This window comes from Bradyrhizobium sp. S3.3.6 (genome assembly GCF_040546905.1).
Classification (GTDB): domain Bacteria; phylum Pseudomonadota; class Alphaproteobacteria; order Rhizobiales; family Xanthobacteraceae; genus Bradyrhizobium; species Bradyrhizobium cytisi.
In genome coordinates, this window is sequence record NZ_JBEPOT010000010.1 from 188,580 (window position 1) to 214,035 (window position 25,456).

The 25,456-nt window shown below is 64.2% G+C and carries 28 protein-coding genes; 8 read left to right on the forward strand and 20 right to left on the reverse strand.

Annotated features, from left to right (window positions below):
* Positions 1 to 4: 4 nt before the first annotated feature.
* On the reverse strand, positions 5 to 1,897 hold the full coding sequence (locus ABID59_RS26430; RefSeq protein WP_354085331.1) for a flavin-containing monooxygenase: 1,893 nt from the start codon (positions 1,895 to 1,897) through the stop codon (positions 5 to 7).
* Between the two features lie 225 nt (positions 1,898 to 2,122).
* Between ABID59_RS26430 and ABID59_RS26435 the strand changes: the two genes are divergently transcribed.
* Complete coding sequence (locus tag ABID59_RS26435) at positions 2,123 to 3,748, forward strand: long-chain fatty acid--CoA ligase (protein WP_354085332.1); 1,626 nt, start codon at positions 2,123 to 2,125, stop codon at positions 3,746 to 3,748.
* A 93-nt stretch (positions 3,749 to 3,841) separates the two neighbouring features.
* A complete protein-coding gene (locus ABID59_RS26440) occupies positions 3,842 to 4,960 on the forward strand; it encodes a glycoside hydrolase family 172 protein (protein ID WP_354085333.1) in 1,119 nt (372 codons plus the stop codon).
* A gap of 27 nt (positions 4,961 to 4,987) precedes the next feature.
* Here ABID59_RS26440 and ABID59_RS26445 read toward each other — a convergent pair whose 3' ends face one another.
* Genes ABID59_RS26445 through ABID59_RS26455 form a run of 3 tightly spaced genes read right to left on the reverse strand, consistent with a single transcriptional unit; the run spans position 4,988 to position 8,105 of the window.
* The gene (locus tag ABID59_RS26445) at positions 4,988 to 5,854 is read right to left on the reverse strand and encodes an efflux RND transporter periplasmic adaptor subunit (protein ID WP_354085334.1); all 867 of its coding nucleotides are present in this window, start codon (positions 5,852 to 5,854) and stop codon (positions 4,988 to 4,990) included.
* A complete protein-coding gene (locus tag ABID59_RS26450; RefSeq protein ID WP_354085335.1) occupies positions 5,851 to 6,057 on the reverse strand; it encodes a DUF1656 domain-containing protein in 207 nt (68 codons plus the stop codon). The genes ABID59_RS26445 and ABID59_RS26450 overlap by 4 nt, the downstream gene beginning before the upstream one ends.
* Entirely contained in the window at positions 6,054 to 8,105 is a 2,052-nt protein-coding gene (locus ABID59_RS26455; protein WP_354085336.1) for an FUSC family protein, read from the reverse strand. Before ABID59_RS26455 ends, ABID59_RS26450 begins: the two co-directional genes overlap by 4 nt.
* A 236-nt stretch (positions 8,106 to 8,341) precedes the next feature.
* Here ABID59_RS26455 and ABID59_RS26460 point away from each other — a divergent pair, with 236 nt between their 5' ends.
* The 3 genes from ABID59_RS26460 to ABID59_RS26470 all read left to right on the forward strand — a co-directional run bounded on the left by ABID59_RS26460 (position 8,342) and on the right by ABID59_RS26470 (position 11,299).
* Complete coding sequence (locus ABID59_RS26460; RefSeq protein WP_354085337.1) at positions 8,342 to 9,577, forward strand: amidohydrolase family protein; 1,236 nt, start codon at positions 8,342 to 8,344, stop codon at positions 9,575 to 9,577.
* A gap of 46 nt (positions 9,578 to 9,623) precedes the next feature.
* A complete protein-coding gene (locus ABID59_RS26465) occupies positions 9,624 to 10,829 on the forward strand; it encodes an amidohydrolase family protein (protein ID WP_354085338.1) in 1,206 nt (401 codons plus the stop codon).
* Between the two features lie 152 nt (positions 10,830 to 10,981).
* Entirely contained in the window at positions 10,982 to 11,299 is a 318-nt protein-coding gene (locus ABID59_RS26470) for a hypothetical protein (RefSeq protein ID WP_148749378.1), read from the forward strand.
* A gap of 16 nt (positions 11,300 to 11,315) precedes the next feature.
* On the opposite strand, the gene ABID59_RS26475 is transcribed toward ABID59_RS26470, so the two are convergent.
* From ABID59_RS26475 to ABID59_RS26510, 8 genes are all read right to left on the reverse strand, one after another.
* Positions 11,316 to 12,233 carry a DUF1932 domain-containing protein gene (locus ABID59_RS26475; RefSeq protein WP_354085406.1) on the reverse strand — a complete coding sequence of 306 codons (918 nt, stop codon included), beginning with the start codon at positions 12,231 to 12,233 and terminating at the stop codon, positions 11,316 to 11,318.
* Positions 12,230 to 13,099, reverse strand: coding sequence for a substrate-binding domain-containing protein (locus ABID59_RS26480; RefSeq protein WP_354085339.1), 870 nt, complete (start codon positions 13,097 to 13,099; stop codon positions 12,230 to 12,232). Before ABID59_RS26480 ends, ABID59_RS26475 begins: the two co-directional genes overlap by 4 nt.
* A gap of 27 nt (positions 13,100 to 13,126) precedes the next feature.
* Positions 13,127 to 13,810 (reverse strand): 4-carboxy-4-hydroxy-2-oxoadipate aldolase/oxaloacetate decarboxylase, encoded by a 684-nt coding sequence (locus ABID59_RS26485; RefSeq protein ID WP_354085340.1) that lies wholly within the window; start codon positions 13,808 to 13,810, stop codon positions 13,127 to 13,129.
* A complete protein-coding gene (locus tag ABID59_RS26490; protein WP_354033929.1) occupies positions 13,807 to 14,520 on the reverse strand; it encodes a PIG-L deacetylase family protein in 714 nt (237 codons plus the stop codon). Before ABID59_RS26490 ends, ABID59_RS26485 begins: the two co-directional genes overlap by 4 nt.
* Before the next feature lie 66 nt (positions 14,521 to 14,586).
* A complete protein-coding gene (dctA, locus tag ABID59_RS26495; protein ID WP_354033927.1) occupies positions 14,587 to 15,888 on the reverse strand; it encodes a C4-dicarboxylate transporter DctA in 1,302 nt (433 codons plus the stop codon).
* Complete coding sequence (locus ABID59_RS26500) at positions 15,885 to 16,769, reverse strand: amidohydrolase family protein (RefSeq protein ID WP_354085341.1); 885 nt, start codon at positions 16,767 to 16,769, stop codon at positions 15,885 to 15,887. The genes dctA and ABID59_RS26500 overlap by 4 nt, the downstream gene beginning before the upstream one ends.
* A complete protein-coding gene (locus ABID59_RS26505; RefSeq protein WP_354085342.1) occupies positions 16,769 to 17,728 on the reverse strand; it encodes an amidohydrolase family protein in 960 nt (319 codons plus the stop codon). Before ABID59_RS26505 ends, ABID59_RS26500 begins: the two co-directional genes overlap by 1 nt.
* 74 nt (positions 17,729 to 17,802) lie before the next feature.
* A complete protein-coding gene (locus tag ABID59_RS26510) occupies positions 17,803 to 18,513 on the reverse strand; it encodes a TetR/AcrR family transcriptional regulator (protein ID WP_354085343.1) in 711 nt (236 codons plus the stop codon).
* 115 nt (positions 18,514 to 18,628) lie between these two features.
* On the opposite strand from ABID59_RS26510, the gene ABID59_RS26515 reads away from it, so the two are divergent.
* The 3 genes from ABID59_RS26515 (at position 18,629) to ABID59_RS26525 (ending at position 21,831) form a co-directional block, all read left to right on the forward strand.
* Positions 18,629 to 19,612, forward strand: a complete 984-nt coding sequence (locus ABID59_RS26515) for a tripartite tricarboxylate transporter substrate binding protein (protein ID WP_354033922.1) — start codon at positions 18,629 to 18,631, stop codon at positions 19,610 to 19,612.
* Positions 19,613 to 19,622: 10 nt separating this feature from the next.
* Positions 19,623 to 20,417 (forward strand): ABC transporter substrate-binding protein, encoded by a 795-nt coding sequence (locus tag ABID59_RS26520; RefSeq protein ID WP_354085344.1) that lies wholly within the window; start codon positions 19,623 to 19,625, stop codon positions 20,415 to 20,417.
* A 163-nt stretch (positions 20,418 to 20,580) separates the two neighbouring features.
* Complete coding sequence (locus tag ABID59_RS26525) at positions 20,581 to 21,831, forward strand: DUF763 domain-containing protein (RefSeq protein WP_354033919.1); 1,251 nt, start codon at positions 20,581 to 20,583, stop codon at positions 21,829 to 21,831.
* Positions 21,832 to 21,872: 41 nt separating this feature from the next.
* On the opposite strand, the gene ABID59_RS26530 is transcribed toward ABID59_RS26525, so the two are convergent.
* The 8 genes from ABID59_RS26530 to ABID59_RS26565 form a co-directional block, all read right to left on the reverse strand.
* Positions 21,873 to 22,127: a hypothetical protein gene (locus ABID59_RS26530; RefSeq protein WP_354085345.1), complete on the reverse strand. Its 255-nt coding sequence runs from the start codon at positions 22,125 to 22,127 to the stop codon at positions 21,873 to 21,875.
* Between the two features lie 34 nt (positions 22,128 to 22,161).
* Positions 22,162 to 22,425, reverse strand: a complete 264-nt coding sequence (locus ABID59_RS26535) for a hypothetical protein (protein ID WP_148749475.1) — start codon at positions 22,423 to 22,425, stop codon at positions 22,162 to 22,164.
* Between the two features lie 18 nt (positions 22,426 to 22,443).
* Complete coding sequence (locus tag ABID59_RS26540) at positions 22,444 to 22,671, reverse strand: hypothetical protein (RefSeq protein ID WP_148749366.1); 228 nt, start codon at positions 22,669 to 22,671, stop codon at positions 22,444 to 22,446.
* A 3-nt stretch (positions 22,672 to 22,674) separates the two neighbouring features.
* Positions 22,675 to 22,875, reverse strand: a complete 201-nt coding sequence (locus tag ABID59_RS26545) for a hypothetical protein (protein WP_354085346.1) — start codon at positions 22,873 to 22,875, stop codon at positions 22,675 to 22,677.
* 15 nt (positions 22,876 to 22,890) lie between these two features.
* The gene (locus ABID59_RS26550) at positions 22,891 to 23,076 is read right to left on the reverse strand and encodes a hypothetical protein (RefSeq protein ID WP_354085347.1); all 186 of its coding nucleotides are present in this window, start codon (positions 23,074 to 23,076) and stop codon (positions 22,891 to 22,893) included.
* A gap of 50 nt (positions 23,077 to 23,126) precedes the next feature.
* On the reverse strand, positions 23,127 to 23,537 hold the full coding sequence (locus tag ABID59_RS26555; RefSeq protein ID WP_354085348.1) for a CBS domain-containing protein: 411 nt from the start codon (positions 23,535 to 23,537) through the stop codon (positions 23,127 to 23,129).
* 191 nt (positions 23,538 to 23,728) lie between these two features.
* Entirely contained in the window at positions 23,729 to 24,997 is a 1,269-nt protein-coding gene (locus ABID59_RS26560; protein WP_354085349.1) for a cytochrome P450, read from the reverse strand.
* Positions 24,998 to 25,121: 124 nt separating this feature from the next.
* Positions 25,122 to 25,448, reverse strand: coding sequence for a hypothetical protein (locus tag ABID59_RS26565; RefSeq protein ID WP_148749361.1), 327 nt, complete (start codon positions 25,446 to 25,448; stop codon positions 25,122 to 25,124).
* Positions 25,449 to 25,456: the final 8 nt, after the last annotated feature.

A 25,456-nucleotide genomic window follows, 5' to 3' on the forward strand; every position in this document is an offset into this window, starting at 1 on the left:
ACGCTTAGCGGCCGCCATCGGTCCCGAGCAGGAAATCCACCATGATGCCTTGGTGCCCGTCGGTCTCCGCGTCCGCTCCATAGGTCAATTCCAATCCATCCAGGCTGCCCTCCTTCCGCCATTTGGCGAGCAACCGCAGGAACGCCATCGGCCCGCGCCAATACTGGCTGTTGCGCGCCGCGATCGGATCGAACACGCCTTCGTTGTTGTAGTAGCCGGGCGTGCATTCGGCGAGGTAGGTCTGGCGGCCGACCGCAGCCTTCACGACTTCGTCGACCCAGGCATTCTCGGCCGCAAGCGCCGGCTCCAATGTCCGTGCACCGCGCTTGCGCGCCTGATCGATGACATAGGCGATGTGCTGCGATTGCTCGTCGATGATGTGCGGAAAGTTGGCGCTCTGGCCGGCCTGCACCGTCACGATCAGGAAGCAGTTCGGGAAGCCGCGGCTGTAGAAGCCGTGCATCGTCTTGACGCCATCGCGCCAGCGCTCGGACAGGCTGACGCCGTCGCGGCCATAGACCTCAAAACCCATGCGGCGCGCATAGTCGGTGCCGACCTCAAAGCCGCTGGCATAGATCAGACAGTCGAGCTCGTAGGCCTTGCCATCGGCAACGACCGCATTTTCGGTGATGCGCTCGACGCCCCTGCCCCCGGTATCGACGAGATGCACGTTAGGACGATTGAACGTGTCGAGATACTCGTCGTGAAAGCACGGCCGCTTGCAGAACGCCTTGTACCAGGGCTTGAGCGCCGCTGCGGTCGCGTCGTCCTTGACCACGGCGTCGACGCGGGCCCGGATCTCCTCCATCTTGCGATAGTCGGCCTGCTCGATCACTTTCAGCGCCTCCTCCATCGAGGCGACCTTATGCGGCTGACGACGCGGCGCCAGCAAGATCTCGCCGAGCAGGCCGGTCCAGCCGTCCTGCACCAGATCCTGCTCGAACGGCTCACCCGAAATCACAGCGGTGAAATTGTCCATCCGATCGCGCTGCCAGCCGGGCTTCAAGCTTTCCGCCCAGGCATGATCCGTCGGCCGGTCGTCGCGCACGCCGATCGCCGATGGCGTGCGCTGGAAGACGTAGAGCTCTTTCGCCGAGCGGCCGAGATGCGGTACGCATTGGACGGCGGTCGCACCGGTGCCGATGATGCCGACGCGCTTGTCGGCAAGACCGTCGAGACCTCCCTCGGCGCTGCCGCCAGTGTAGGAATAGTCCCACCGGCTGGTATGGAAGCTGTGGCCTTTGAAGCTTTCGATGCCGGGAATGCCCGGCAGCTTCGGCCGGCTCAACGGACCTCCGGCCAGGATCACAAAGCGTGCGCGGATGCGATCGCGGCGATCGGTCTCGACCAGCCAGCGTCCCTCGCGCTCCTGCCACGCCATGCGTGAGATGACGGTCTGGAACAGCGCGCGTTCGTAGAGGCCGAAGTGACGGCCGATGCGGCGCGAGTGTTCGTAGATCTCCGGCGCACGCGCATATTTGCGCACCGGCATGTAGCCGGTCTCTTCCAGCAGCGGCAGATAGATGTAGCTCTCGGTGTCGCAGGCCGCGCCGGGATAGCGATTCCAGTACCAGGTGCCACCGAAATCGGCGGCCTTTTCCACGATGCGGAAATCAGTGATGCCGGCCGCGCGCAGACGCGCACCACACAGCAAGCCGCCGAAGCCGCCGCCGACGATGACGACCTCGGTTTCTTCGCTGACGGGCTCGCGGGCAAATCCGGCATCGGCCCAGGGATCGTCGAGATAGCGGGCAAAGCCTGCGGCCATCTCGACATACTGCGCCTTGCCTTCGGAGCGAAGACGCAGGTCGCGCTCGTCACGATAGCGCGCACGCAGGGCCTGAATGTCGATGGTAGGTGTGCCGGCTGCGCCGGTCTTGTGTCTTTCCGCTGACATCGATCTCCTCCACGGCGGGCGCAGCTTCGGCCTGCAGTGCCCACCAGTTAGCCCTGAAAAAGTGACGCGTGCAATCACATCCGCCATTTTTCGCCTGTACGCCGCGTGGCGTTCCGCTACCCTTGAACGCAAGCGCGAATGCGTCATGCAACGACATGCTTTTAGAAGCGTCATGATTCTAGAAACGTCATGATTTTGGAAACGACATGGCTTTCGGAGGGGACAATGCAGGGATTGATGATGGACATGCCGCTGCTGATCAGTGGCCTGATCCAGTATGCTGCCGATTATCACGGCGAGGCGGAGATCGTCGCGCGCGAGATCGAAGGCGACATCCATCGCTACACCTATGCGCAGGCGCACCCGCGCATCAAGCGCATGGCACTGGCGCTCGAGCGGCTCGGCATGAGGCAAGGCGATCGTGTCGGGACACTGGCCTGGAATACGCATCGTCATTTCGAGATGTTCTACGCGGCGCCCGGCATGGGCTATGTGCTGCACACCGTCAATCCGCGACTGTTCCCCGAACAGCTGGTCTACATCATCAACCACGCCGAAGACCGCATCCTCTTCGTCGACCGCGCCACGCTGCCGATCGTCGAGGCGATCGCACCGCAGCTGAAGACGGTTGAAGCCTACGTGATCATGTCCTCGCGCGAACGCATGCCGGAGACGAATCTTGCGAACATGCATTGCTATGAGGAACTCCTGGACAAGGAGAGCGACGCCGGTTTCGCCTGGCCAGAGTTCGACGAGAAATCCGCCTCCACCATCTGCTACACGTCGGGCACGACGGGGAATCCCAAAGGCGTCATCTATTCGCACCGCGCCGCGGTCCTCCAGACCATGACGTGCTGCAACTTCGACTTCATTCCCGGGCATCTCGAAGGCGTGCGCGAGGTGATGATGCCGATGGCGCCGCTGTTTCACGGCAACGGCTGGAACATGCCGTTCACCGCGCCCTATACCGGCTCGAAGCTGGTGCTGCCCGGCCGCAATTACGAGCCCGACAAGCTCTATGAGCTGCTGGAGGGCGAGAAGGTGACGCTGTCGGCCGGCGTGCCGAGCTTCTGGCTGATCCTGCTCGACTGGCTCGGCCGCACCGGCAACACATTCACGACCCTGCGCGCGACGCTGTCATCGGGCTCGGCGCCGCCCCGCGCCATGGTCGAGAAACTCAAGCGCGACTACCACGTCGATTACATTCAGGCCTGGGGCATGACGGAAGCGCTGGGCTGCTCGATGCCGGGATTGAGGCCGGGCTCGGAGCATCTCAGCGAAGCGGAAAAATTCGATCGCCGCCAGGTCTCGGGCCGCGCCTGTTTCGGCACGACCTTGCGTATCGTCGACGACGGCGGCAGCGAGCTGCCTCGTGACGGCAAGACTGTCGGCCATCTGCGCGCCCGCGGCCCCTGGGTCGCCTCCGGCTACATGAAGCTCGACGAAGGCCTCGATCGCGACGGCTGGCTGATCACCGGCGACATGGCCGTGATCGACCAACACGGCCATGTGACGCTCACCGATCGCTCCAAGGACGTGATCAAGTCGGGCGGCGAATGGATCTCCTCGATCCAGCTCGAGGACATCGCCCTGTCCCATCCCGACGTGCTGCAGGCCGCCGTGGTCGCCATTGCACACGAAAAATGGCAGGAGCGCCCCCTGCTCCTGGTCGTCCGCAAGAAGGGCGCGACCGTCGACGGCAAGACCCTGCTCGACCACATGCGTCCCAAGATCGCGAGCTGGTGGATGCCGGATGCGGTCGAATTCCTCGATGAATTCCCGATGACCGGCACCGGCAAGGTGCTCAAATCGGCGCTACGCGAGAAGTTCAGGGCGTACCGTGTCGGGTAGGTTTGGCCCCTCTCATTGCGCGATCATCTTCATCTTTTGGTAGATTCGGGGGCGATATATCCGTGGCATCGCGAACCCCTCATCGAGGATATTATGGCGTTTTCCGGATTGGGCCTGCATCTCGGCAATCTGTCCCTCCTATCGAATGCGCAGACGCGTTCGATCAGCCCCGAGAACTTCACCGGTGAGAAGGGCAAGGGCGGCATGTCCGTCGACGGGCCTGCGGCGTCGCAGGCCCGCGATCTAGGGCAAGGCTGGAAGGTCTCGCCCTATGTCGTGATCGAGCCCGGCGCGACATTCACGCTCGCAAACATCGAAGGCCAGGGCGCGATCCAGCAGATCTGGATGACGCTGGCGCGCGGACGTCTGCGCCATTCGATCCTGCGGGTCTACTGGGATGGTCAGGAGCTGCCGAGCGTCGAATGCCCGGCCGGCGATTTCTTCGCCTGCGGATGGGAGGAGTTTGCGCAGGTGTCGTCGCTCGCCGTCTGCGTCAATCCCGGACGTGGGTTCAACTGCTACTGGGAAATGCCGTTCCGCAAGCGCGCGCGCTTCACGATGGAGAACCGCAGCGAGGAAGCGCTGACGGTCTACTACCAGATCAACTTTGCGCTGACCGACGTGCCCGAGGACTGCGCTTATTTCCATGCGCAATTCCGCCGCACCAATCCGCTGCCCTACAAGGACGTTTACACCATCCTCGATGGCGTCAGCGGGCGCGGCCAGTATGTCGGCACCTACATGGCCTGGGGCGTCAACAACAACGGCTGGTGGGGCGAAGGCGAGATCAAGTTCTTCATCGACGGCGACGGCGAATTCCCTACCATCTGCGGCACCGGCACCGAGGATTATTTCTGCGGCGCGTATAATTTCGATCCCTACGTGGCGCATTCCGGCCGCGGCCTCGTACAGCAATCGCGCTATCAGGAATTCACCACGCCCTATGCCGGCCTGCCGCAGGTGATCCGCCCCGACGGCATCTACAAATCGCAGCAGCGCTTCGGCATGTACCGCTGGCACATCCCCGATCCCGTTCGCTTCCAAAGCGACCTTCGCGTCACCATCCAGGCGCTGGGCTGGCGTACGGGCCTCAAGGAGGCAAAATATCTCCCGCTGCAGGACGACATCGCGTCCGTGGCGTTCTGGTACCAGACCCTGCCGGCAGCGCCGTTCCCTGAACTGGCCGGCCCGGAATATCTCGAGATCGACTAGCCCGACACCTTTAGGGGGAGCATGCGCTTAGTTCAACACTTCCACCGTCGCTGATCGCCCGGCGACCAGCGACAGCCCGTCGGGCACTGGATCGAGCCTGATGCGCACGGGCACCCGCTGGGCGAGCCGCACCCAGCTGAAGGTCGGGTTGACGTTGGCGAGCAGGCTTGCACCTTCGGCACGGTCGCGGTCCTCGATGCCGGCGGCGATGCTCTCGACATGGCCTGATAGTGTGACCTTCTCACCCATCAGGCGGACCTGCGCCCTGTCGCCGGTGCGGATGCGCGCGAGCTTTGTCTCTTCGAAATAGCCCTCCACATGCAGCGTATCGCTGTCGACCAGCGCCATCACGCCCTTGCCGGCCGTGACGTAAGCGCCGGGCCGCAGATCCATGTTGGTGATCACGCCGTTGACGGAAGCCCGGACCTCGCTGCGATCGAGATTGAGCTGGGCGACCGCGCGGTCGGCAACCGCCGCATCGAAGGCCGCCTTGGCCTGCAGCTGGGTCGCAAGCACCTGCTCCTGCTTCTGCTGCGAGACGGCATCGGTTGTCAGCGTGCTGTAGCGCTTCAGATCGGCATTGGCCTGATCCAGCGTGGCCTGATGCCCGGCGACCGACGCATCGGCCTGCCGCAGCGCCAGCGCGAACCGTTCGCGGTCGATCTTGAACAGCACGTCGCCACGATGGACCTTCTGGTTGTCCTTGACCAGAACCTCGGTGACGAAGCCGGAGACATCCGGTGCGACCTGCACGACGTCGGCCCGCACACGGCCGTCACGCGTCCACGGCGACTCCATATAATAGACCCACAGTTCGCGGCCCACGCCGAGCGCCGCCACGACCACGAAGACGGTGACCGCGAGCCGGGCAATCCAGGCGAAATTCCCCTTCATGAGAGATACTCCGAGAGATAGACGACGCCGCCGAGAAGGCAGACGAAAATCGCGAAATCGAACAGTGCGCGGTGCCAGACCAGCCGGTAGAGGTCGAAGCGCTGCATCAGCCGGCGCAGAAGCGCGCTCAGCACATAGGCGACGATGATCCAGAGCAAGAGCGCCGGCACGACCACGCCGTAGATGTCGATCACATATCTCATGCCGCCACACTCGCATCCGCGCGCCGCCGATAGGCCGGTGCGTCCGGGAACAGGCCGCGCCTGATACCGACAAGGCCGATCAGCGCATCTTCGCGCGCGCTGTCATTGGGATCCTTCACCGCCTGGGCCAAAGCCCGATCGACACTGGTCAGGAGCTCGCGCGGCATTCCCCCGCCCGCATAGCTGCGGCAGGCAATGGCGAGCTGGTCGAGCATGTCGTCGATAACGGAGATGGTCGATGCCGCAAGCCCGTAGCGCGCACGGCGCAGATCGATGATATTGATGCCGATGCGGAGCTGCACGAGACTGTCAGCGTCGCGCCGGTCGCTCTCCGACAGGAAGGCGATGCGCTGCACCAGAAGCCCGAGCCGGTGCAGCATGAGGCCCGCGAACTCCGCGCGATCGCGTTTGCCACGCCGTTCGGCGGCGACCGCGATCGTGATCCAGCTCGACAGCACCAGGCGATTGGCGATCCACTCCGCGCCCACCCCGCGCGCAATCCGCGTCACCAGCTCGGCGATCAGGACGCCGACGAAGAACGCGACGGCGGAATTGGCGTAGGAGGCGAAATCCGCGATATAGGTCGATTGCAGCGCAAGCAGCGTCGCGGTGTTGGCCGCGAGCGCCATGCCGGTGCCCGCCGTTGCCGGCCGCGCGATCAGGAAGCCATAGAGCAGGAAGGTCGGCGCCAGCGCGACGACCAGCACCTCGATATGGGAGATCGCGGGCACCAGCGCGAACAGATAGATCGCAACGACCACGATGGCGACCAGCGACCACAGGCCGAAGCTGCGGATGAAGCGCGCCGGCTCGTCCTGGGCTGCGAAGAACGAGCAGGCCACCGCCGCCATCATTGGCGCCGAGGCGCCATCGGGCCAGCCCGTGCCGATCCAGAACGCGCAGCAGATCAGGATCGCCACGGCCGCACCGGCCGCCGACCACAGCGCGAGCCCGCGATCCCTGTGGCGCACGGGCGCGGCGCCGGCTTCGGAATGGAAGGCCAGATCGAGGGTCGAGACGTTCCGGTTCCCGGCGATCGCCTTGGTCAGCTCGCGGCAGTCGCGGGAGAGATCGACGAGGTCGCGCAGTCGTGACAGCAGGCTCGTGATAATGATCCGCTCCCAGGACGCGCTGTCGTCGAGCACCGCCTGCCGCTCCGCGATCATAGCGCGGATCCGCTCGGCCGGTTGCCGCGCGCTCACGTCGCTGACGATCCATTGCGCGATATCCTCCAGCAATCGCTTCAGCTCCGGCTGCCGGCGCAGAGCCTCCTCCCCCAACGCAGCCAGCCGGTCCTCCAGTGAGGCGATCACAGGCAGCAGCATCAGCATGCGCAGCCGGATTTCGCCGAGGCCGGTCACCGCATTGCGATCGGTCAGCCGGTCATAGGCCAGGTGGGCGGAGAGGGTGTCGATTTCGACGATATCGGTCGCGAGCTTGAGGCGCTTTCCGCGGCGGGTTTCGCTGGTGCCCTCACGCAGCAGCACGACCTGACTGAGGCGGCGCGCATCCAGGAGCCAGCTGTCGACACGGCCGGCGACCGCCGGCGCGACGCTGCGGGGAAACACGATGGTCGAGACCAGGCTGGCGCAGATGATGCCGAGCGAGATTTCCTCGAGCCTTGCCACCGCGGTGTCGAAAATCGCGCCGGGCTCGGACACCGAGGGAAAGCCGATCAGCGCGACGGTATACCCCGCCAGCATGAAGACGTAGCTGCGCGGCGTGCCGTCGAGCAGCGAGAGATACAGGCACAGCCCGACCCAGAGCGCGATGGCGAGGCACAACAGTTCGGGCGCATTGATGAGGTTCGGCACCAGCGCCACCGTCATGGTCGCGCCGACCAGCGTGCCCATCACGCGGAAGAAGGCCTTTGAGCTGGTCGCGCCCGCGAGCGGCTGCGAGGTGATGTAGACGGTCGCCATCGCCCAATACGGCCGCGGCAGATCCATCGCGAGCGCAATGACCAACGCCAGCATCGACGCGGCAAACGTCTTCAAAGCAAAAATGAGGTCCGCGTGGCGGACCAGGTACGGCTCATCTGCCCGCATGGCTATTTCGCCTCTTGGTCGCGACCGGCCGCTGCGGGTTGCGCATCCATGCCAATCGAACGGTTGATAGCCCAGGCGCACGCCTTCCGCCAGACCGGCCTGCGTCGATCAGCCATCACAGCTCTCGATGTGCGCCGGGGGGTCCGGGAACGCATATATTTTCGTCATGTCCCCCGCTACATTGCTGCCCACCGCAGCTCGCCGACCGCTATAAGTTCTCCAGCAAGATTCCCCTGATGACCGTCCAGACCGCCCTCGACCTGATCTTCCGCAACGCCCTGTTGCGATCATCCCCTACGCCCGTCGATATCGGCGTAAAGAGCGGACGAATCGCCGCGATCGAACCAAAACTGGCCTGCGAGGCGGCGGAGGTCGATCTCGGCGGACGGCTGGCTCTGCCTGGCTTCGTCGACACCCACATCCATCTCGACAAGGCCTGCCTGCTCGAGCGTTGCGGGCACATCCACGGGACGCTCGGTGATGCCATCCGTGCCGTCTCGGCGATGAAGCGAGATTTCGGCGTCGACGACGTCTATGCCCGCGGCGCAAAAGTGCTCGAGCGCGCCATCGTCCACGGCACGACGCGGATGCGCACCCATGTCGAGGTTGACCCGCGCATCGGCTTGCGCAGCTTCGAGGCGGTCAAGGCCCTCAAGCGCGATTATGCCTGGGCGATCGATCTTGCGCTCTGCGTCTTTCCGCAGGAGGGTCTGACCAACGATCCCGGAGCCGAGGAGCTGCTGGTCCAGGCCTTGCGCGACGGCGCCGAGGCGATCGGCGGCTGCCCCTATACGGACACCGACCCAAACGCCCATCTCGCGCGCATCTTCGACCTCGCCCAGCAATTCGACCTCGACGTCGATCTCCATCTCGACTTCGATCTCGATCCCTCCTGGTCGCATCTCGACGAGGTCTGCCGACAGACCGAACAGCGCAACTACAGCGGTCGCGTCGCGATCGGGCATGCCACAAAACTCTCGGCCTTGCCGCCGGACCGGCTGAGAATGGCCATCGCGCAATTGGCGAAGGCCGGCGTCGCCGTCACCGTGCTACCCGCGACCGATCTCTACCTGATGGGACGCGAGGCCACCCACAACGCGCCGCGCGGACTGACGCTTGCGCACAAGCTCGCCGGCGACGGCATCGTCTGCTCGGTCGCGACCAACAACGTGCTCAATCCCTTCACGCCGTTCGGCGATGCCTCGCTGCTGCGAATGGCGAACTTTTACGCCAACGTCGCTCACGCCGCCGTCGGCGACTTCGACATCTGCCTCGATCTCGTCACCGAACTGCCGGCGCGGTTGATGAACCTCACAGACTACGGGATCGCGGTCGGCAAGCCCGCCGATCTCGTCGTACTCGACACGCAGGACAGCCGCTTCGCCATCGCCGAGCTGCCGGATGTCTTGATGGGGTTCAAGAGCGGGCGGCAGACCTTTGAGCGGAAGCGAGCGACACTGCTCAAGCCGTAAGGCTGAACCGCTCGCACAACGACAAATCGAGCAACGGAGCAACCGGATGGCCTTCGACAAGATCTTCCTCAACGCCCGTTTCGACGGCGGGGCTCGCCATCACATCGCGGTCAAGGACGGGCGTATCGCCGCGATCATGCCGGCTGACACGCCCACCGGCGGTGCCGAGACGATCGACCTCGGCAACGCCCTCGTCGTTCCCGGCTTCGTCGAAGGCCACATCCATCTCGACACCAGCTTCTATGGCGACGCCTGGCGTCCGCACAAGCCATGCACTGATGGATTCAACGTGCATGAGCGCGTGGCTTTCCAGGCCCGGAATATGGCCGAGGCTGCGCCGATGGACGTGCGGGCGCGCAACCAGCTCGACCTCTGCATCGGCCACGGCAGCACGCAGATGCGCAGCCACGTCATGGTCGACGGCTCGGTCGGCCTGAAGTCGCTGGAGACGATCTTGCGCGTTCGCGAGGACTATCGCGGCCTGATCGACATCCAGCTCGTCGCCTTTCCCCAGAGCGGCATTTTGGCAAGCCTGGGCACGCCGCAATTGCTCCACGAAGCCATCGGCCTCGGCGCGAACCTCGTCGGTGGGCTCGATCCCGCGAGCTTCGATCGCGATGTCGAGAAGCATCTGGATGTGGTGTTTGGCGTCGCCAACAAGCACGGCATCGACGTTGACATTCACCTGCACGATATGGGCACGCTGGGCGCATTCGAGATCGAGCAGATCGCAGCGCGCACGCGTGCGCTCGGCATGGAAGGTCATGTCGCCATCAGCCACGCTTACGGGCTCGGCGATATTTCCGCAGATCAGCTCAAGACAGTCGCCGACACCCTCGCCCGCTCCGGCGTCGCGATCATGACGAATGCACCGGGCGCCCGCGCCTTCCCGCCTATCCTGGCGCTGCGCAAAGCCGGCGTAACCGTGTTCAGCGGCAACGACAACATCCGCGATTCCTGGTGGCCCTATGGCGACGGCGACATGCTGCGCCGGGCGACGACGCTCGGCTATCGCTCGGGCTTCAACATCGACGAGGAATTGCGTGTCGCGTTCGATGTTGTCACCGAAGCCGGCGCGAAAGCGCTGCGGCTCGACGGCTACGGCCTGCGCGTCGGCGCCAAAGCCGATTTCGTCACGCTGAATGCGGAACATGTTCCCGAGGCTGTGGTGGCGGTGCCGCAGGGTCGCTCCGTGTACAAGGAGGGCAAGCTTGTTGCGTCGAACGGTAAAATAGTCGGAAAACGCAGCTAATCCCCCGATCGTTTCCATCCGATTTTACCGCCGATCTGGGCGGTGGCTGAGTCCGGTAGAATCCCGGTCCGTAGCCCCCACGCGTTGCGGGAAGGGTCCGGTCGTCTTACTAAGACCTTGCACTGACCATCTGCGTTTACTGAAGTTTGGATATGTTCAGCGCATTCAGCAGCATTGATTACCAGTCCCTTCGGGCCAGCACGCCCGCCGAAACCGCCGTCAAGCGGCTTAATGGCATTGGTGAGGTCCTGTCGGGCCTCGACATCTCGGCGATCCAAACGCAGGACGACACGGCTCGCGCGCTGCGGACGCTCGACACCGCCGACAAGTGCATTCGCATGATCCTGACCGAATTCAGGACCGAGCGCACCAAGGACGTCGTCGGCGAAGCCACGCGCCTCATCGACTTGATCGAGGCCGCCCGCGACGAGATCTCGGGCTATCGCGACTGCGGCAGTATCCCGAGCTAAGCGGGTGCGTTCGGCTCTAACGCTTGATCTTCGCTAGAATGCGATCCGCCTCGGTGCGCCAATCCGCGCTACGCGCAAATTCCTTCGTTCCCTTCGTGCCGAACAGGCCCTCGTCGGCGAGATCGGCCACCCAGGCCTGACGCTCGGCCGTACCCTGCGCCGACCACGGCGTCAGCCCCGCCTCGCGCACGGTCTCTGCGACCTCGCGCACCTCTTCGGCACGGCGGCGGCCGTGCTCGATCGCGCGCTGGAAGAAATAAGCGCCCTGCTTTTCCCAATCGATCGCGGGAAAGGTTTCCGTCAGCGAAGCCAGCACCGCGTCCTCGACGCCATAGGCCCGCGCGGTCGTAAAACTCTCGATGACCATGGCCTCGAGGCCCTTGATCATGATGCTGCGGCACATCTTCACGGCTGAAGATACACCGAGCTTGTCGCTCGCGACCTTCGCCGCAAAGCCGATCGTATTCAGCAGCGGCTCGAGCTCCTTCGCGCCGGGACCGCCCAGCAGCAGCGGCACCTTGATCCGATAAGGCGGCACCGAGGTCATCACGGCACCCTCGACATAGCGGCCCGCGGCGCCATCGATCAGCGCCGCCGCACGCTGCTTGGCGCCCGGCGAGGCCGAGTTGAAATCGAGGAACCAGGTGCCCTGGTTGATCGCACCCGCGCAGGCTTTTGCCACTGGCACCGCCTGGCTCGCGGTGACGGCGGAGATGATGAAATCGGATTTCGCCGTCAGCTCGGCGTGAGAGGCGGCGAGCGCCACGCCGAATTTCGTCGCGTGCTCTTTCAGCGATGCGCCCTGCTCGTCTCCGAGCTTGATGTCATAGGCGGCGACCCTGATGTCCTGTTGGCGCAAATCCTCAGCAAGAATCCTGCCGACCTCGCCGTAGCCAACCAGCCCGATCTGCCATCGCCTCGGATCCGACATCAGTTCAACCCTCGTGTCGTCGCGTCGAAGAGCTCCTCGACTGCATAGCGGCGCGTGATCAGCCCCTGCTGGAATGCGTAGTCGACGATCAGCTGCAACGGTTTTCTGTTCGCCTCGATCCCGAACGGAACGAAGTCGGGCGTCGCTGGCGATCCTACCTGCGCCTTGTTCCGCTTGAGCAGATCATAGACGCCCGCGACCACGTCAGGGCGCGATTTCGCGAGGCTCTCGGTCACGACCACGAGATGATTGACCGGCACGACGCCGCGACGCGCATACCATCTCGCGGCCTCCGCAGCCGGATCGGGAAATAGCGGCTTCAGCTTTGGGTCGTTCGGCGTCTCGCCGAGGACAGCGTCGACCTCGCCGTCAAGCAGCATCTCCAGAGCCTTCTTGTCTTTCGGCGCGCGCTCGGTGGTGTCGACATATTCGGCGACATGCGGATCCTCGAACGTCACCCAGCGGATCCTGTCGAGATTGACGCCATAGTCGTTGGCGAGGATGCCCCTGATCCAGGCTCCCGTCGTCGTCGTGAAGGAGCGGATACCGACGCGCTTGCCTTCGAGATCGGATGGCCCCAGCATCCCACGCGCGGGATTGTACAGCGCATAGGAATGCTGGAAGCGGCCCATCATGGTCGCGGGCAGCAGCACCAGCGGCTTGCCGTGCGCTTTTGCCATCAGATAGGTGACGATCGCCATCTCGCAGACGTCAAACGCCTGCTCGCGCACCATCGGCCTGAAAGCCGCGTTGGTCGGCGTGTACTCGATGAAATCGAGGTCGAACAGCTCGGAGCGGAGCTCGCCGCGCTTCATCGCCTGGACATGGGGGTGACTGCCGAGCACAGCCTTCAGCTTGAGACGGTCCATCGGTGCGCTCCGCTTCTTTTATCCCGCTTAGACGTCCTCTGGATTGTCGACGTAGACGAGCCCGGCCTTCGCCAGCGCCTCGCGCATGCTGTACATGTCGAGGCCCAGCTCGCCCGAGGCAAGGCGCTTGCGCTTGCCGTCCTCGTCGGCATTGCGCTTCTTCGCCTTCTCGGCGACCTCGGTGGCATAGCGCTTCGGCACCACCACGACGCCGTCGTCATCGGCGACGACGACGTCGCCGGGATCAACGTTGACGCCGGCGCAGACCACGGGGACGTTGACCGAGCCGAGCGTGGCCTTGACCGTGCCCTTGGCCGAGACCGCGCGCGACCATACCGGAAAACTCATCTCATGCAGCGCTTTGACGTCGCGGCAGCCGGCATCGATGATCAATCCCTGCACACCGCGTGCCTGAAGCGAAGTCGCCAGCAGCTCGCCGAACATCCCGTCGGTATTGTCGGTGGTGCAGCCGACGACGAGGATGTCGCCCTTCCTGCACTGCTCGACGGCGACATGGATCATCCAGTTGTCGCCTGGCTGCGCCAGCACGGTGACGGCGGGACCGGCGATCGACGCGCCCGCCCAGACCGGCCGCAAGTACGGTTTCATCAGGCCGATGCGACCATAGGCCTCGTGCACGGTCGAGACGCCATATTCCGCCATGCCAGCGGGATCGGCACGCTTGATGTTGCGAACGACGACCGGCTTCATGCCAGCACCTCCGCAACCGTCGGGAACAGGCGCTGATAAGACTCGCCATAGGTCATGGGAATGCCGGTGTTGCGGCTACCCTGGATGCCGCGGTTGAGCGCGACGCGCTCGTAATACCCCCACAGATGCTTTTGCGCGGCGAGGATCTGGAACGCCTCGTACTTTTCCTTCCAGACCTCGTCGATCTTCAGAAGCAGGTCCGGCTTGTAGTTGCACTGCTCGGGCTGGTGCGGTTCGAACAGAAACACCGGCGGCGCCGAATATTGGTACTGAGCGCCCGGCTTGTGACCCATGGCCTGCGCGACCACACGGGTCTCCTGCGCGAAGTGCGCCGCGTTCGGATGGTCGAAATTGTAGGGGTCTTCCAGCGCGTGCGTCAGCACGAAGCTCGGATTGAGCTCGCGGTAGATGTCGACCATGCGGTCGAAATGCGCCTCGGTCAGCTTCAGCGGATAGTCGCCGCAATCGAAGAACTCGATCTCCGCGCCGAGCAGCTTTGCCGCCCGCTCCGCCTCGTCCTTGCGGCCCGCCTTGACCGATTCCAGCGTCGCGCCCTTTTCCTTCCAGGCGAACTGGCTCTCGCCGCGCTCGCCGAAGGACATGCAGACGATCTTCATGCGATAGCCCTTCTTCGCATGCAGCGCGATGGCGCCACCGGCGCGCCAGACGAAATCGCCGGGATGGGCGGTGATCACGAGACCTGTTTTCATGGGACTACTCCCCTCTTTCGTTCGTCAACATCATAGGCTGGTTGCGTCATCCCGGCAGCAATTTCATCAGGCCGCGGCAGCCGCAGGTTCCTCGCCGTCGAGCACGCGCTTCAGGCGCTCGCGATCGAGTGCCCCTTCCCATTTGGCAATCGCGATGGTCGCCACCGCGTTCCCGATCAGATTGGTCGGCGTCAGCCCTTGCGACATCAGGCGATGGATGCCGAGCACCAGCGCGACGCTCGTCACCGGGATGGAGCCGGTGGCGGACAGCGTCGCCGCCAGCACGACAAAGGCCGCGCCCGCGATGCCCGCCGCGCCCTTGGAGGTCACGAGCAGGATCAGCAGCAGCTCGATCTGCTCGGCGAGCCCCAACGGGGTGTTGGTCGCCTGCGCCAGGAACACGGAAGCGGCAGCAAGGTAGAGACAAGTGCCGTCGAGATTGAATGAATAACCGGTTGGGATCACGAGCCCAACCACGCTCTTCTCGCAGCCGGCTTTCTCCAGCTTGGTCAGCATCCGCGGCAGCACCGTCTCGGACGACGTCGTGGCGATGCAAATCAATAGCTCTTCCCAGATGTAGCGGATCAGCTTCAGCAGCGAGAAGCCACAGAGCCGCGCCACCGGGCCGAGCGCCACGATGATGAAGATCACGCAGGTGAGATAGAACCCGCCCAGCAGCTTGCCGAGCGAGGCCAGCGAGCCGACGCCGAACTTGCCGACGGTAAAGGCGATCGCGCCAAACGCGCCGATTGGAGCTGCCCACATCACGAAGCCGACCACGGCAAACACCATCCTGGCGGAGATGTCGATCAAATTGACCAGGGGTGCGGCGCGCTCGCCGAGCTGCACCAGCGCGAAGCCGCACAGCACCGAAATGAACAGGACCTGGAGGATGTTTCCCTCGGCAAAGGCGCCGATGAACGTCGCAGGCACGATATTCATCAGGAACGGCACGAAGCCGATCACGGCGGTCTGCTTGACGTAAGGCTCGACCGCGCTGGCATTGATGCTGGCGGGATCGATGTTCATGCCGGCGCCGGGCTTGAGCACATTCACCGCGATGAGACCGATGATCAGCGCGATCGTGGTCATGACCTCGAAATAGATGATGGCCTTCACCGCCACCCGCCCGACCCGCGCCATGTCGGCCATATGCGCGATGCCATGGACGACGGTGCAGAAGATGATCGGCGCAATCAGCATCCGGATCGCCTTGATGAAGGCGTCCCCGAGCGGCTGCATCTTCGCGCCCGCCTCGGGACTGACGATCCCAAGCGCGATGCCGGCCGCCATGGCAATGAGCACCTGGATCCAGAGCTCCTTCCACCAGGCACGGGCGCGCGGCTTGTCGACCGCCATCGCCGTCATTCGTCGAATCCAAACAGCCGCGCGGGATTATCGACCAGGATCTTCTGCTGAAGCTCCGGCTCCGGCGCGAATAGCGGGATCAGATCGACGAGGTCGCCATCATTCGGCATCACCTTGACGTTGGGATGTGGCCAGTCCGTGCCCCAGATGATGCGGTCGGGCGCCGTCTCGACGATCTTGCGCGCGAACGGCACGGCATCGGTGAATGGCGGGCCGGCGGAGGACACCCGTTCCGAGCCGCAGATCTTGACCCAGCACTTTTCGTCACGCTGCATCAGCTCGATCAAGATCTTGAACGGAAGCTGGTCGAGCCCCTCGGAGGCCTTCACCCGCCCCATATGGTCAATGGTGTAGCTCAGCGGCAGCCTTGTCAGCATGTCCGCATATTCGGGCAGGTCGATCGCATCGAAATGCAGATCGACGTGCCAGCCGAGCGCCGCGACCATCGCGATGATGCGGTTGAACACACTCTTGTCAGGGACGCCGCCGAGATGGCGGACGAAATTGAAACGGCAGCCACGAAAGCCGCCCTCGTGCAGAGTGCGAAGCCCACGCTCGGTGATGGTGTCGTCGATATTGGCGACCGCGCGATAGGCGCCGTTACTCTGCGCGATGGCGTCGAGCGCCACCGTGTTGTCGATGCCATGCACGCTGGCGTTGACGATGACCGCGCGCTCCACACCGAGCTTGGCGTGCAGGACCTTGAAGTCCTCGAGCGGAGCATCCGGCGGCGTGTAGGAACGATCCGGCGCATAAGGATATTTCGCGCTGGGCCCGAAGATGTGGCAATGCGCATCGCAGGACAGCTTTGGCAGCCTGAACTTCGGCGTGCGCGTGTTTGGATCGGGCGGCGGGATGGTCGGCGTGTACATCATATTCATCAGCTGAACTTGAAGAGGCGGGCGGGATTGTCGACCAGCAACTTCTGCTGGATCGCCTTGCCGGGCGCGCAGAGCGGGATCAAATCGACAAGATCGCCGTCATTCGGCATCACCTTGACGTTGGGGTGCGGCCAGTCGGTGCCCCAGATGACGCGCCCGGGCGCGTTGTCGATCAGCGCCTTCGCGAACGGCACCGCGTCGTGGAACGGCTTGCCGGCGGCGGAGGCCCGCTCGAGGCCGGTGATCTTGACCCAGCACTTCTCGTCCCTCTTCTGGAGGTCGAGCAGCGCAGTGAAGCCGGGATCGTCGAGACCTTTCGCGGCCTGGACCGTGCCCATGTGATCGATCACGTAAGGCGTCGGCAGCGCGGTCAGGATCGGCGCGAATTCGGCGATCGTGCCGGGCTCGAAATAGACGTCGATGTGCCAGCCGAGCTCGGCGACCCGATGCACGATGCGCTGGAACTTGTTCATGTCGCCCACGCCACCGAGGCGCTTGAGGAAGGCGAAGCGGCAGCCGCAGATGCCGCCCTTGTCGAGCGCCGCCAGCTCCTTCCCGGTCATCTCGTCGCTGACATTGGCGATGCCCTTGTAGGCGCCCTCGCTCTGCGCGATCGCATCGGTGACGACGCGATTGTCGGTGCCGTGGACCGTGGCATTGACGATCACGCAGCGCTCGACGCCGATCTTCTCGTGCACACTGCGGAACATCTCCAGCGGCGCGTCGGCGGTGTTGTAGGGACGCTTCTCCGAGAAGGGATAACGGGACGCCGGCCCGAAGATGTGGGTGTGGCTGTCGCAGGATTTCGGTGGCAGCTTGAACGACGGCGTCTTGGGATTTGGATCCGGCGGATCAATCGTCGGCATCGCTTTGGGCTCGGCCCCTTGCGCACGCGCTTGGCTCGCGAGCGCGGCGCCGGCCAGTCCGGTCAAGAGATGCAAGCACTCCCGCCTGTTCATTTCCTCAAACACCCCATCACATGTCCGCTTGCAAGCGGAAGCGCTGTTACGCGCCTCCCCTCGGGCGGTTTCTTTCAAGTCTTGCTGCTGACGACCGGCCGTCGCTTCGCGGGTACGGCCTGGTCGAGCGCCGGCGCCTGAAAGGCGGCGACGGTGGCCTGCACCAGTTGCTCGATGGCATTGGCGGGATCATTGCCGTCGGCCTCGCCCCGCGACAGGCGCGAGACCCGGTCCGGCGTCACCAGCGAGTAATAGAGTGCGCCGAGCAGGAAGTGGCTGCGCCAGACGATGTCGGTGCGCGGAATGTGCGGCAGGCTGTCGTGGATCGCATCGATAAAAGCGTGGCTGGTGTCGTCAAAGGTCTGCGCGATGATTTTTCGCGCGACCTCGTTGCCTTCCGCCGACATCACGGCGCGCAGCCGCGTGAAGCGCGCGCCACCTCCGGCGAGATCGCTGCCCGAGGTGAAAGCCGGCACCACATAGGCCCGCACCACCGCTTCCAGCCGATCCTGGAGATCGCGCACGCGCTTGGCGGCGGCGAGCAGCTCCGAGCGGCGCAAATTCATCGGCCCGCAATGGCGCCGGTAGATCTCCAGCAGCAGGCCGTCCTTGGTCTTGAAATGATAGGTCACGCTGCCGGGATTGGCCCCGGCCGCCTGTGCGATGTCGCGCACCGAGACGGCGTTGAAGCCGTTGGTGGCGAACAGCTCCTCGGCCGCGGCGAGGATCGCCTCGCGCATGTTCGGCTTGCGGGCCGTTTCCTTGTTGGTGGGCTTGCGTACCATGTGATTTGTACTATCGTACAAAAGATCAGGTCTCGTCAACAAAAACCACGGGCAACGTCCGGAAGCGGCTCGGAACACCACCGCACGGACGCGAATGCCCCAAGGAGTGCTGAATATGCTGGGGTTGAACAAGAAGGTCGGCGCCGTGATGCTCGGTGCCGGTCTGCTGCTCGCAGGCGGCTTCGCGCAAGCCGCCGACAATTATCCGAGCAAGCCGGTCCACATTCTCGTGCCCTACGCCGCCGGCGGCGCGGTCGACGTGCTGGCGCGGACGCTCGGCCAGGCACTCGCAAAAGCCTGGGGCCAGCAGCCCGTGATCGACAACCGCCCCGGCGCCGGCGGCATCGTCGCCTCGCAGGCGCTGACACAGGCCGCGCCCGATGGCTACACGCTGATCCTGGTTGCCAGCGGCCATCCGCTGAACCAGTTCATCTATCCGAGCGTGCCCTATGACACGTTCAAGGACTTTACCGCGATCAGTGAAGTCGCCTCCTCGCCGCTTGCGATCGTGGTGGCCAAGGACAGCCCCTACAAGACGCTCGGCGATCTTCTGGCCGCGGCCAGGAAGGAGCCGGACAAGCTCTCCTACGGCATGTCCGGCAACGGGACCTCGGCGCATCTCGCCGGCGAGCTTCTGAAATACATGTCCGGCACCAAGATCGTCGCGATCCCCTACAAGGGCGGGGCGCCGGCGCTGACCGCCGTGATCGCGGGCGAGATTCCGCTCAGCATCAATCCGCTCGCGGAAGCGATCGGCCAGCTCGAAGGCGGCGGCCCGGTGCGCGCGCTCGCGGTGACCTCGGCCGAGCGCTCCAAGGCGCTACCTGATGTCCCGACCGTCGCCGAGTCCGGCGTCCCCGGCTACGATGTCTCGGTCTGGTGGGGCGTGCTTGGACCGGCAAAAATGCCGCCGGAGATCGTCGCAAAACTCGAGACCGACCTGAAGGCGGCGCTGCAGGATCCGAATGTGCTGGCGACGCTCGGCAAGATCGGCGCGGCCCCGGTCGGCTCCTCCGCCAAGGATTTCGATGCCTACATGCATGCCGAGACGACCAAATGGGAACCGGTGCTGAAGGCTGCCGACATCCGCGCGCAGTGAGACCATTCACATGAGGACTTCTTCTGGGCACGTTGCACGCGGCGCCGTGCTCGCAATCGCAGTCGTCAGCATGTTCGGCGCGCTCGCGCACGCCGACGGGGAAGCAAAACTGCTGGCGCCGAGCGGCACGTTGCGCGTCGGCATCTATCCGGGCAGCCCGACCTCGATGGTCACAGATGCAGCCGGCAAGCCGCACGGCCTCGCCTACGATCTCGGCGGAGAGCTGGCGAACCGGCTCGGCGTTCCCATCGACTATGTCAGGTTCCAGCGTGTCGCCGACATCGTCACCGCGATCCACGACGGCCAGGTCGATTTCACCGTGACCAACGCCACCCCGGCCCGCGCCAACGAGGTCAGCTTCAGCCAGCCCGTGCTGGCGATCGAGCTCGGCTATCTCGTTCCAGTGAATTCCCCGATCGGCAAGATCGAGGATATCGACAAGCCGGGCGTGAAGATCGGCGTCACCAAGGGCTCGACCTCCGAGCGGACGTTGCCGGCAAAGTTCAAGAACGCAACCATCGTTCCTGCCGAGAGCGTCAAGATCGCCATCGCCATGTTCGGCCGCGGCGAGATCGATCTCTACGCCACCAACAAGCCGACGCTATTCGAGATGTCCGACCAGATGCCGGGCGCAAAGATCCTCGACGGCAATTGGGGCGCCGAGCACATGGCCATCGCGATCCCCAAGGGACGTGAGAGCGCGCTCCCGCTGCTCAACAGCTTCGTCGCAGAGGAGCAGTCGTCCGGCGCCTTGGATACGATCCAGCAGCAGGCGGGCTTACGCCGCGCGACGAAGGCTCAATAGGCAGGACCGCACCGCTCAATTGCGCGCGTTCGCGCAGCAGGGCTTCCGGCATCTCGTCGCGGATAGCCCGCTCAACGCTGTCCAGCTCGCTCCGCTTCCCCGTCCCATGCAACAGCATTCCCCTGATGCAACCGTCGCCGAACTGGGCTAGCTTGGGCCACTCATGACCAGACGAACCGGCAGCGCCGATCTTCCCCTCCACACCGGGCGGGTTCCGCCATGGCTGGCGAGCCGCATGGCCTCGCTCGGCGCGATTGTCACGCAGGCGGTGGTGCATCATTACGGCCGCGATGCATTCCTGCAGCGGCTGTCGCATCCGTTCTGGTTCCAGTCGTTCGGCGCCGTGATGGGGATGGACTGGCACTCCTCAGGGATAACCACCTCCGTGATCGGTGCACTGAAGCGCGGGCTCGGCCCGCTTCAGGACGAGCTCGGCATCTATGTCTGCGGCGGTCGCGGCCAGCATTCGCGCAAGACACCGGACGAGCTGATGCAGCTCGGCGACCGCATCGGCTTCGACGGCGCAAAGCTCACGCGCGCCAGCCGGCTGGTGGCGAAAGTCGACAGCGCCGCCGTGCAGGACGGCTTTGATCTCTATCTCCACGGCTTCTTCGTCACAGCCGACGGCAAGTGGACCGTCGTGCAGCAGGGAATGAACGGCGACAAACGCCAGGCCCGGCGTTATCATTGGCACTCGGAAGCGCTGAAGAGTTTCGTCGAGGCCCCGCACAGCGCGATCGACGGCCCGCAGCAAGGCGAGATCGTCAATCTCACCGACCATCGCGCCGACGTCTCGCGCCATGCGCAGCTCGAGCTGCTGACCGACCTCGGCCCCGATCGCATTCTCAAGGAGTTCGAGCGGCTCACCGGGACTCAGCCCGAGCCGGCGCAGGCGATGCTGCCGCATCTGATCATGCCCGCGCACCATGATGTCAGGCCGAAGGACGTGTTCGCGCGCCGCCTGCATGGCACGCTGGCAGCTGCCGCCGAGCGCGGCCCGGTCGACTTCCCCGAGCTGTTGCTGACGCCGGGTGTCGGCGCGCGCACCGTGCGGTCGCTGGCGATGGTCGCGGAAGTCGTGCACGGCGCACCCTATCGCTTCAAGGACCCGGCGCGCTTCTCGCTCGCTCATGGCGGCAAGGACCGGCATCCCTACCCCGTCCCGATCAAGGTCTATGACGAGACCATCCGCGTGCTGAAGGGCGCGATCGAAAACGCCAAGCTCGGGCGCGAGGAGGAGATGCAGGCGATCAAGCGCCTCGACGACCAAGCGCGGCGGCTCGAGCGCACCGCGCAGGGGCCGTCGGTTGAGGCCTTCATCGCCGGCGAGCGCGCGGCTTCGCCTGAGCTCGATGGTCGTTCAGTATTCGGCTGGGAGCGCGACCTCGCCACACCAAAAAAGCGGACCGGGTGATCGGGTCCGCAGTTGGACGGGAGGACGCTTCTCCACGTGGATCAATCGTTCGTAGGCTCCTCGTCATGTCCAAGGTCATGTCCAAGGCGATTGGCTGCGTGATCCTGATACTGCTCGGTCTGGATGAATTTGCTATCCATGCCTCTGATGTCGGAATGCTGCGCCTTGTCGCGATTGGACAGGACCTCGTTGTCGCCGATCTTGTCCTTCGCTATATCGGCGAGGGCACCGGTACCGTCGCCCTTGCCATGCATGCCCGCTCTGAAATGCGTCTTGCTGCCACGTCCACCTGGCATCGGCTTACCCTCTTGAAATGCTCGCCCCCGAAGCTCAGTGTTTCTGCTGCTGCGGTGAAGGCTTGGGCGGCTTATGGCCGCTCTGCCCCGGATTGTTGTGCTTGTTGTGATCGCTCTCCTGGTTGAGGCCGCCGCGACTCACCGCAAACTCGCTATGCCGCGCCTCCGGTCTGGGACGATGAACCCTCGTGTCCTCCGGATTGTGGCCAATGGCCTGCTCGAGCTGGCGCCGATCGGGTGCATCGGTCTTGCGCTCGAGGATGCGGACCTGTTGTTCATGGGTTTTCTTGCCTTGCATCTCGATCTCCAATTCCTCTCACCGGCCTCTACGTGGTGAGCCACTGCGCGCGACGTCCTTGTCGATACCACCGCCAATGGTGACATCATTCTCGACGTCGCCTTCGATCGTGTTCTCGCCCATCGCGTCTTCCAGATCGTCAGGCGAAGTACCGGCCATGTTCGTTCCCTTCGATCCACCGATTAGGGGATTTTCGCGCATGTCCTTGCTGGTTGGAGTGTACAGTTTCGGTTGCTTGCTGCTCATGGATCACCTGCCTCCTCCCTTGCCGGCGGAATCATGCCGGTGATGGGAATCATGCTCACCGCCGCCGCCCGACACCCGGCTGTGCTGCCGGTGCGGGTCGTCCGCCGGTGGTTTCTTAATCTCTAGCGGCGCCTTCGCGTTCTCGTGCGAAGCGCCGGGCCCGCCCTGACGAATGGTGTTTGGTGTCTTGGTGGATGTCGACATGGGAATGCAGCCTCCTTAGCGGTCCTGCTGGTAGCCCTGATTGGTCGTGTTCTGCTTGATGTTGCCCTGCTGACCCTGCTGGTTCGGATTCTGCACGCGCTGCTGACCGAGCGGCACCTGGTCTGGGGGCGTCCGTTTGTCGTCCCCGGTTCCCTTTCGGCTTTGATTGGCATTTGGCACTGGTGGCATTTTGCTGGTCATGTCGGCCTCTTGCGAAAATGGTGCGGCGAAACTGATTTCGCGCACTGGTTTCAAAGTCGCGCCATGTCGGTGGGCGCGGAAATGTCCTTCAACGCATCCTGCGCGCATTCGTCATCAGTCCTGCTGATGTCGGCCAGCGCGACGACGCCAACCAGACGCTTTTGCCGGTTGAGCACCGGCAGGCGTCGGACCTGATGTGTCGCCATCTGTTGCGAGGCGCCTTCCACGTCGTCGTCCTCGAAGCAATAGCAAACGCCCTCCGACATCACCTCACGAACCGAGGTGTTGCCGGCTGATCGCTCCTCAGCGACCGCACGCATGACTATGTCTCTATCTGTGATCATGCCGACCAGACGACCGTTTTCGCCGACCGGAAGCGCGCCGACGTTGTCGGCCCGCATCCAACGTGCGGCTTCGCGGATGGTCATGTTGGGATCTGCAATATGCACCGACGGCGTCATGATTTCCCGAACTTGCATGATTGCACCTCTATGATCTTGCGAGCTCCATGGATAACGCGGCCGTTGTACAGAAGGTTTCCAGGCCTGGTGCGACGTTCGCTTTGGCTCCGACGAATCCTGTATCGTCGTACGCAGGTTCCGCGCTCGACCGGTGGAACTGGCCAGTCTGGCGGTTTCTCGAAAGACTCGGGTCAGTCCGCTTGCGCGAGGGAACGCTCAGGCACCATTTGCGCGGCAGCCACATGCGTTCCGCGGCCGTCTGCCGCGACAGGAAGTCGCGCAATGGCACGAAGGCCCGGACGCCTGCGCCAGCGGACCTGCGCGGGATCGACGGCCAGACCCAATTTCGGCCATCGCACGAACAGTGCCTCCAGCGCGCAAGCCGCCTCGATCCGCGCAAGCTGATGGCCGAGGCAGAAATGGATTCCCGTGCCGAAGGACATGTGGCGGTTGGGCTTGCGTTCGAGATCGAGCCGCGCCGGCTTGTCGTGCACCGCCGGGTCCATGTTCGCCGCCGCGAGCATGACCATGACGCGATCGCCTTTGCTCAGGCGGACGCCTTCCAGCTCAACGTCCCGCCGCACATAGCGCGGTTTTGAAAACTGCACCGGCGAGACGAAACGCAAAAATTCCTCAACCGCGAGCCCGACGCGGCTCCAGTCCTCTTCCAGCCAGTCACGCAATCCTAGATTCCTAAGCAGCTCGTAAACCGAGCCGCTGATGAGATGCGTGGTGGTCTCCGAGCCCGCCGCGAGCAGCAGGAACACCATCGAGACCATTTCGTCCGGCGTGATCTCACCGCCCTCGCGCTCGACCTGGACCAGCTCGGCAATCAGGCCCTCGCCGCCCCGCTCGCGCGCGATCTGCAATTGCTGTTCGAGATAGAAGCGCATCTTGCGGAACGCGAGCAGCAGACGAAAGAAGCTGACGACGTTCGTCAGCGAGGACATCGCATTGGCCCAGGCGATGAAGCGCGGGCGATCGGCCATCGGCAGACCGAGCAGCTCGGAGATCACCGAGAGCGGCAGGATGCGCGCATAGCTCTGAACGAGATCGGCAGGGCTGCCGTTCGCAAACAGCTCATCGGCCAGGCCATCCGCGATGGCACGGATGCGTGGCTCCATCGCAACGATGGCGCGGCGGCGAAAGGCTTCGTCCACGATGCTGCGCAGCCGTGTGTGATCCGGCTCGTCCATCGTCAGCATGTTGTTGGCGATGGTCCTGACCAGCCCCGGCATCCACCAGCGCAAGCCGGCAACGTCGCCATCTTCCTTGCGCAGCGTGAAGATCGTGCTGTCCTTCAGCACCTGCGCGGTCGCATCGTGGGTTGTGGTGATCCAGACGTCGCCGACAAGCGGAAAGCGCGTCGCGACGACAGGGCCGGACGCCCGCAGGGCCGCGATGGCCTTGGGCGGATCGCGAAAGAAGGCCTCGCTGGTGAAATCGAGTCGCGGTGTCATGGGATCACCGAACGAATATGGGATCACCGAACATGGGATCACCGAACTGGTTGGTGGCGCGTCAACGAGATGGTGAGCGACGCCGCAGGCGCAAGGGCGGGAACCGGCTTTTTGGGCAGCGGGACTAACCACGCCCCGGCGAGCGCGGCCCGGCCTTGCGCTGCTGCTGGTTGGTATAGGCGTCCCAATGGCTCCAGCTGCCATTGCTCAGGCTTTGCACGTCAGTGCCGAGCGGACGGCGCGTGCGCTTGTCGTGGTCGGCAATGGCGCGTTCGGATTGCGCGATCTTGCGCTTGAGGTCGGCGATCGACTTCTGGGTTTGGCCATCGCGCTTCGAGGACGCGATCTCGCCCATCATGAAGCGCGCGGTTTCGAGCGCCTTCAGCTCGGCGCGGTTCTTCTTCAACTGAACCCGGTGCCAGGCGATGTTGCTGTCGCTGTCCGCAACCATGTGGGAAC

Excerpts from the sequence above, each read along its gene's own strand:
- ABID59_RS26430 (WP_354085331.1), bottom strand. The coding sequence starts at position 1,897 with ATGTCAGCGGAAAGACACAAGACCGGCGCAGCCGGCACACCTACCATC.
- ABID59_RS26435 (WP_354085332.1), top strand. The coding sequence starts at position 2,123 with ATGCAGGGATTGATGATGGACATGCCGCTGCTGATCAGTGGCCTGATC.
- ABID59_RS26440 (WP_354085333.1), top strand. The coding sequence starts at position 3,842 with ATGGCGTTTTCCGGATTGGGCCTGCATCTCGGCAATCTGTCCCTCCTA.
- ABID59_RS26445 (WP_354085334.1), bottom strand. The coding sequence starts at position 5,854 with ATGAAGGGGAATTTCGCCTGGATTGCCCGGCTCGCGGTCACCGTCTTC.
- ABID59_RS26450 (WP_354085335.1), bottom strand. The coding sequence starts at position 6,057 with ATGAGATATGTGATCGACATCTACGGCGTGGTCGTGCCGGCGCTCTTG.
- ABID59_RS26455 (WP_354085336.1), bottom strand. The coding sequence starts at position 8,105 with ATGCGGGCAGATGAGCCGTACCTGGTCCGCCACGCGGACCTCATTTTT.
- ABID59_RS26460 (WP_354085337.1), top strand. The coding sequence starts at position 8,342 with ATGACCGTCCAGACCGCCCTCGACCTGATCTTCCGCAACGCCCTGTTG.
- ABID59_RS26465 (WP_354085338.1), top strand. The coding sequence starts at position 9,624 with ATGGCCTTCGACAAGATCTTCCTCAACGCCCGTTTCGACGGCGGGGCT.
- ABID59_RS26470 (WP_148749378.1), top strand. The coding sequence starts at position 10,982 with ATGTTCAGCGCATTCAGCAGCATTGATTACCAGTCCCTTCGGGCCAGC.
- ABID59_RS26480 (WP_354085339.1), bottom strand. The coding sequence starts at position 13,099 with ATGGACCGTCTCAAGCTGAAGGCTGTGCTCGGCAGTCACCCCCATGTC.
- ABID59_RS26485 (WP_354085340.1), bottom strand. The coding sequence starts at position 13,810 with ATGAAGCCGGTCGTCGTTCGCAACATCAAGCGTGCCGATCCCGCTGGC.
- ABID59_RS26490 (WP_354033929.1), bottom strand. The coding sequence starts at position 14,520 with ATGAAAACAGGTCTCGTGATCACCGCCCATCCCGGCGATTTCGTCTGG.
- dctA (WP_354033927.1), bottom strand. The coding sequence starts at position 15,888 with ATGACGGCGATGGCGGTCGACAAGCCGCGCGCCCGTGCCTGGTGGAAG.
- ABID59_RS26500 (WP_354085341.1), bottom strand. The coding sequence starts at position 16,769 with ATGAATATGATGTACACGCCGACCATCCCGCCGCCCGATCCAAACACG.
- ABID59_RS26505 (WP_354085342.1), bottom strand. The coding sequence starts at position 17,728 with ATGAACAGGCGGGAGTGCTTGCATCTCTTGACCGGACTGGCCGGCGCC.
- ABID59_RS26510 (WP_354085343.1), bottom strand. The coding sequence starts at position 18,513 with ATGGTACGCAAGCCCACCAACAAGGAAACGGCCCGCAAGCCGAACATG.
- ABID59_RS26515 (WP_354033922.1), top strand. The coding sequence starts at position 18,629 with ATGCTGGGGTTGAACAAGAAGGTCGGCGCCGTGATGCTCGGTGCCGGT.
- ABID59_RS26520 (WP_354085344.1), top strand. The coding sequence starts at position 19,623 with ATGAGGACTTCTTCTGGGCACGTTGCACGCGGCGCCGTGCTCGCAATC.
- ABID59_RS26525 (WP_354033919.1), top strand. The coding sequence starts at position 20,581 with ATGACCAGACGAACCGGCAGCGCCGATCTTCCCCTCCACACCGGGCGG.
- ABID59_RS26530 (WP_354085345.1), bottom strand. The coding sequence starts at position 22,127 with ATGCCAGGTGGACGTGGCAGCAAGACGCATTTCAGAGCGGGCATGCAT.
- ABID59_RS26535 (WP_148749475.1), bottom strand. The coding sequence starts at position 22,425 with ATGCAAGGCAAGAAAACCCATGAACAACAGGTCCGCATCCTCGAGCGC.
- ABID59_RS26540 (WP_148749366.1), bottom strand. The coding sequence starts at position 22,671 with ATGAGCAGCAAGCAACCGAAACTGTACACTCCAACCAGCAAGGACATG.
- ABID59_RS26545 (WP_354085346.1), bottom strand. The coding sequence starts at position 22,875 with ATGTCGACATCCACCAAGACACCAAACACCATTCGTCAGGGCGGGCCC.
- ABID59_RS26550 (WP_354085347.1), bottom strand. The coding sequence starts at position 23,076 with ATGACCAGCAAAATGCCACCAGTGCCAAATGCCAATCAAAGCCGAAAG.
- ABID59_RS26555 (WP_354085348.1), bottom strand. The coding sequence starts at position 23,537 with ATGACGCCGTCGGTGCATATTGCAGATCCCAACATGACCATCCGCGAA.
- ABID59_RS26560 (WP_354085349.1), bottom strand. The coding sequence starts at position 24,997 with ATGACACCGCGACTCGATTTCACCAGCGAGGCCTTCTTTCGCGATCCG.
- ABID59_RS26565 (WP_148749361.1), bottom strand. The coding sequence starts at position 25,448 with ATGGTTGCGGACAGCGACAGCAACATCGCCTGGCACCGGGTTCAGTTG.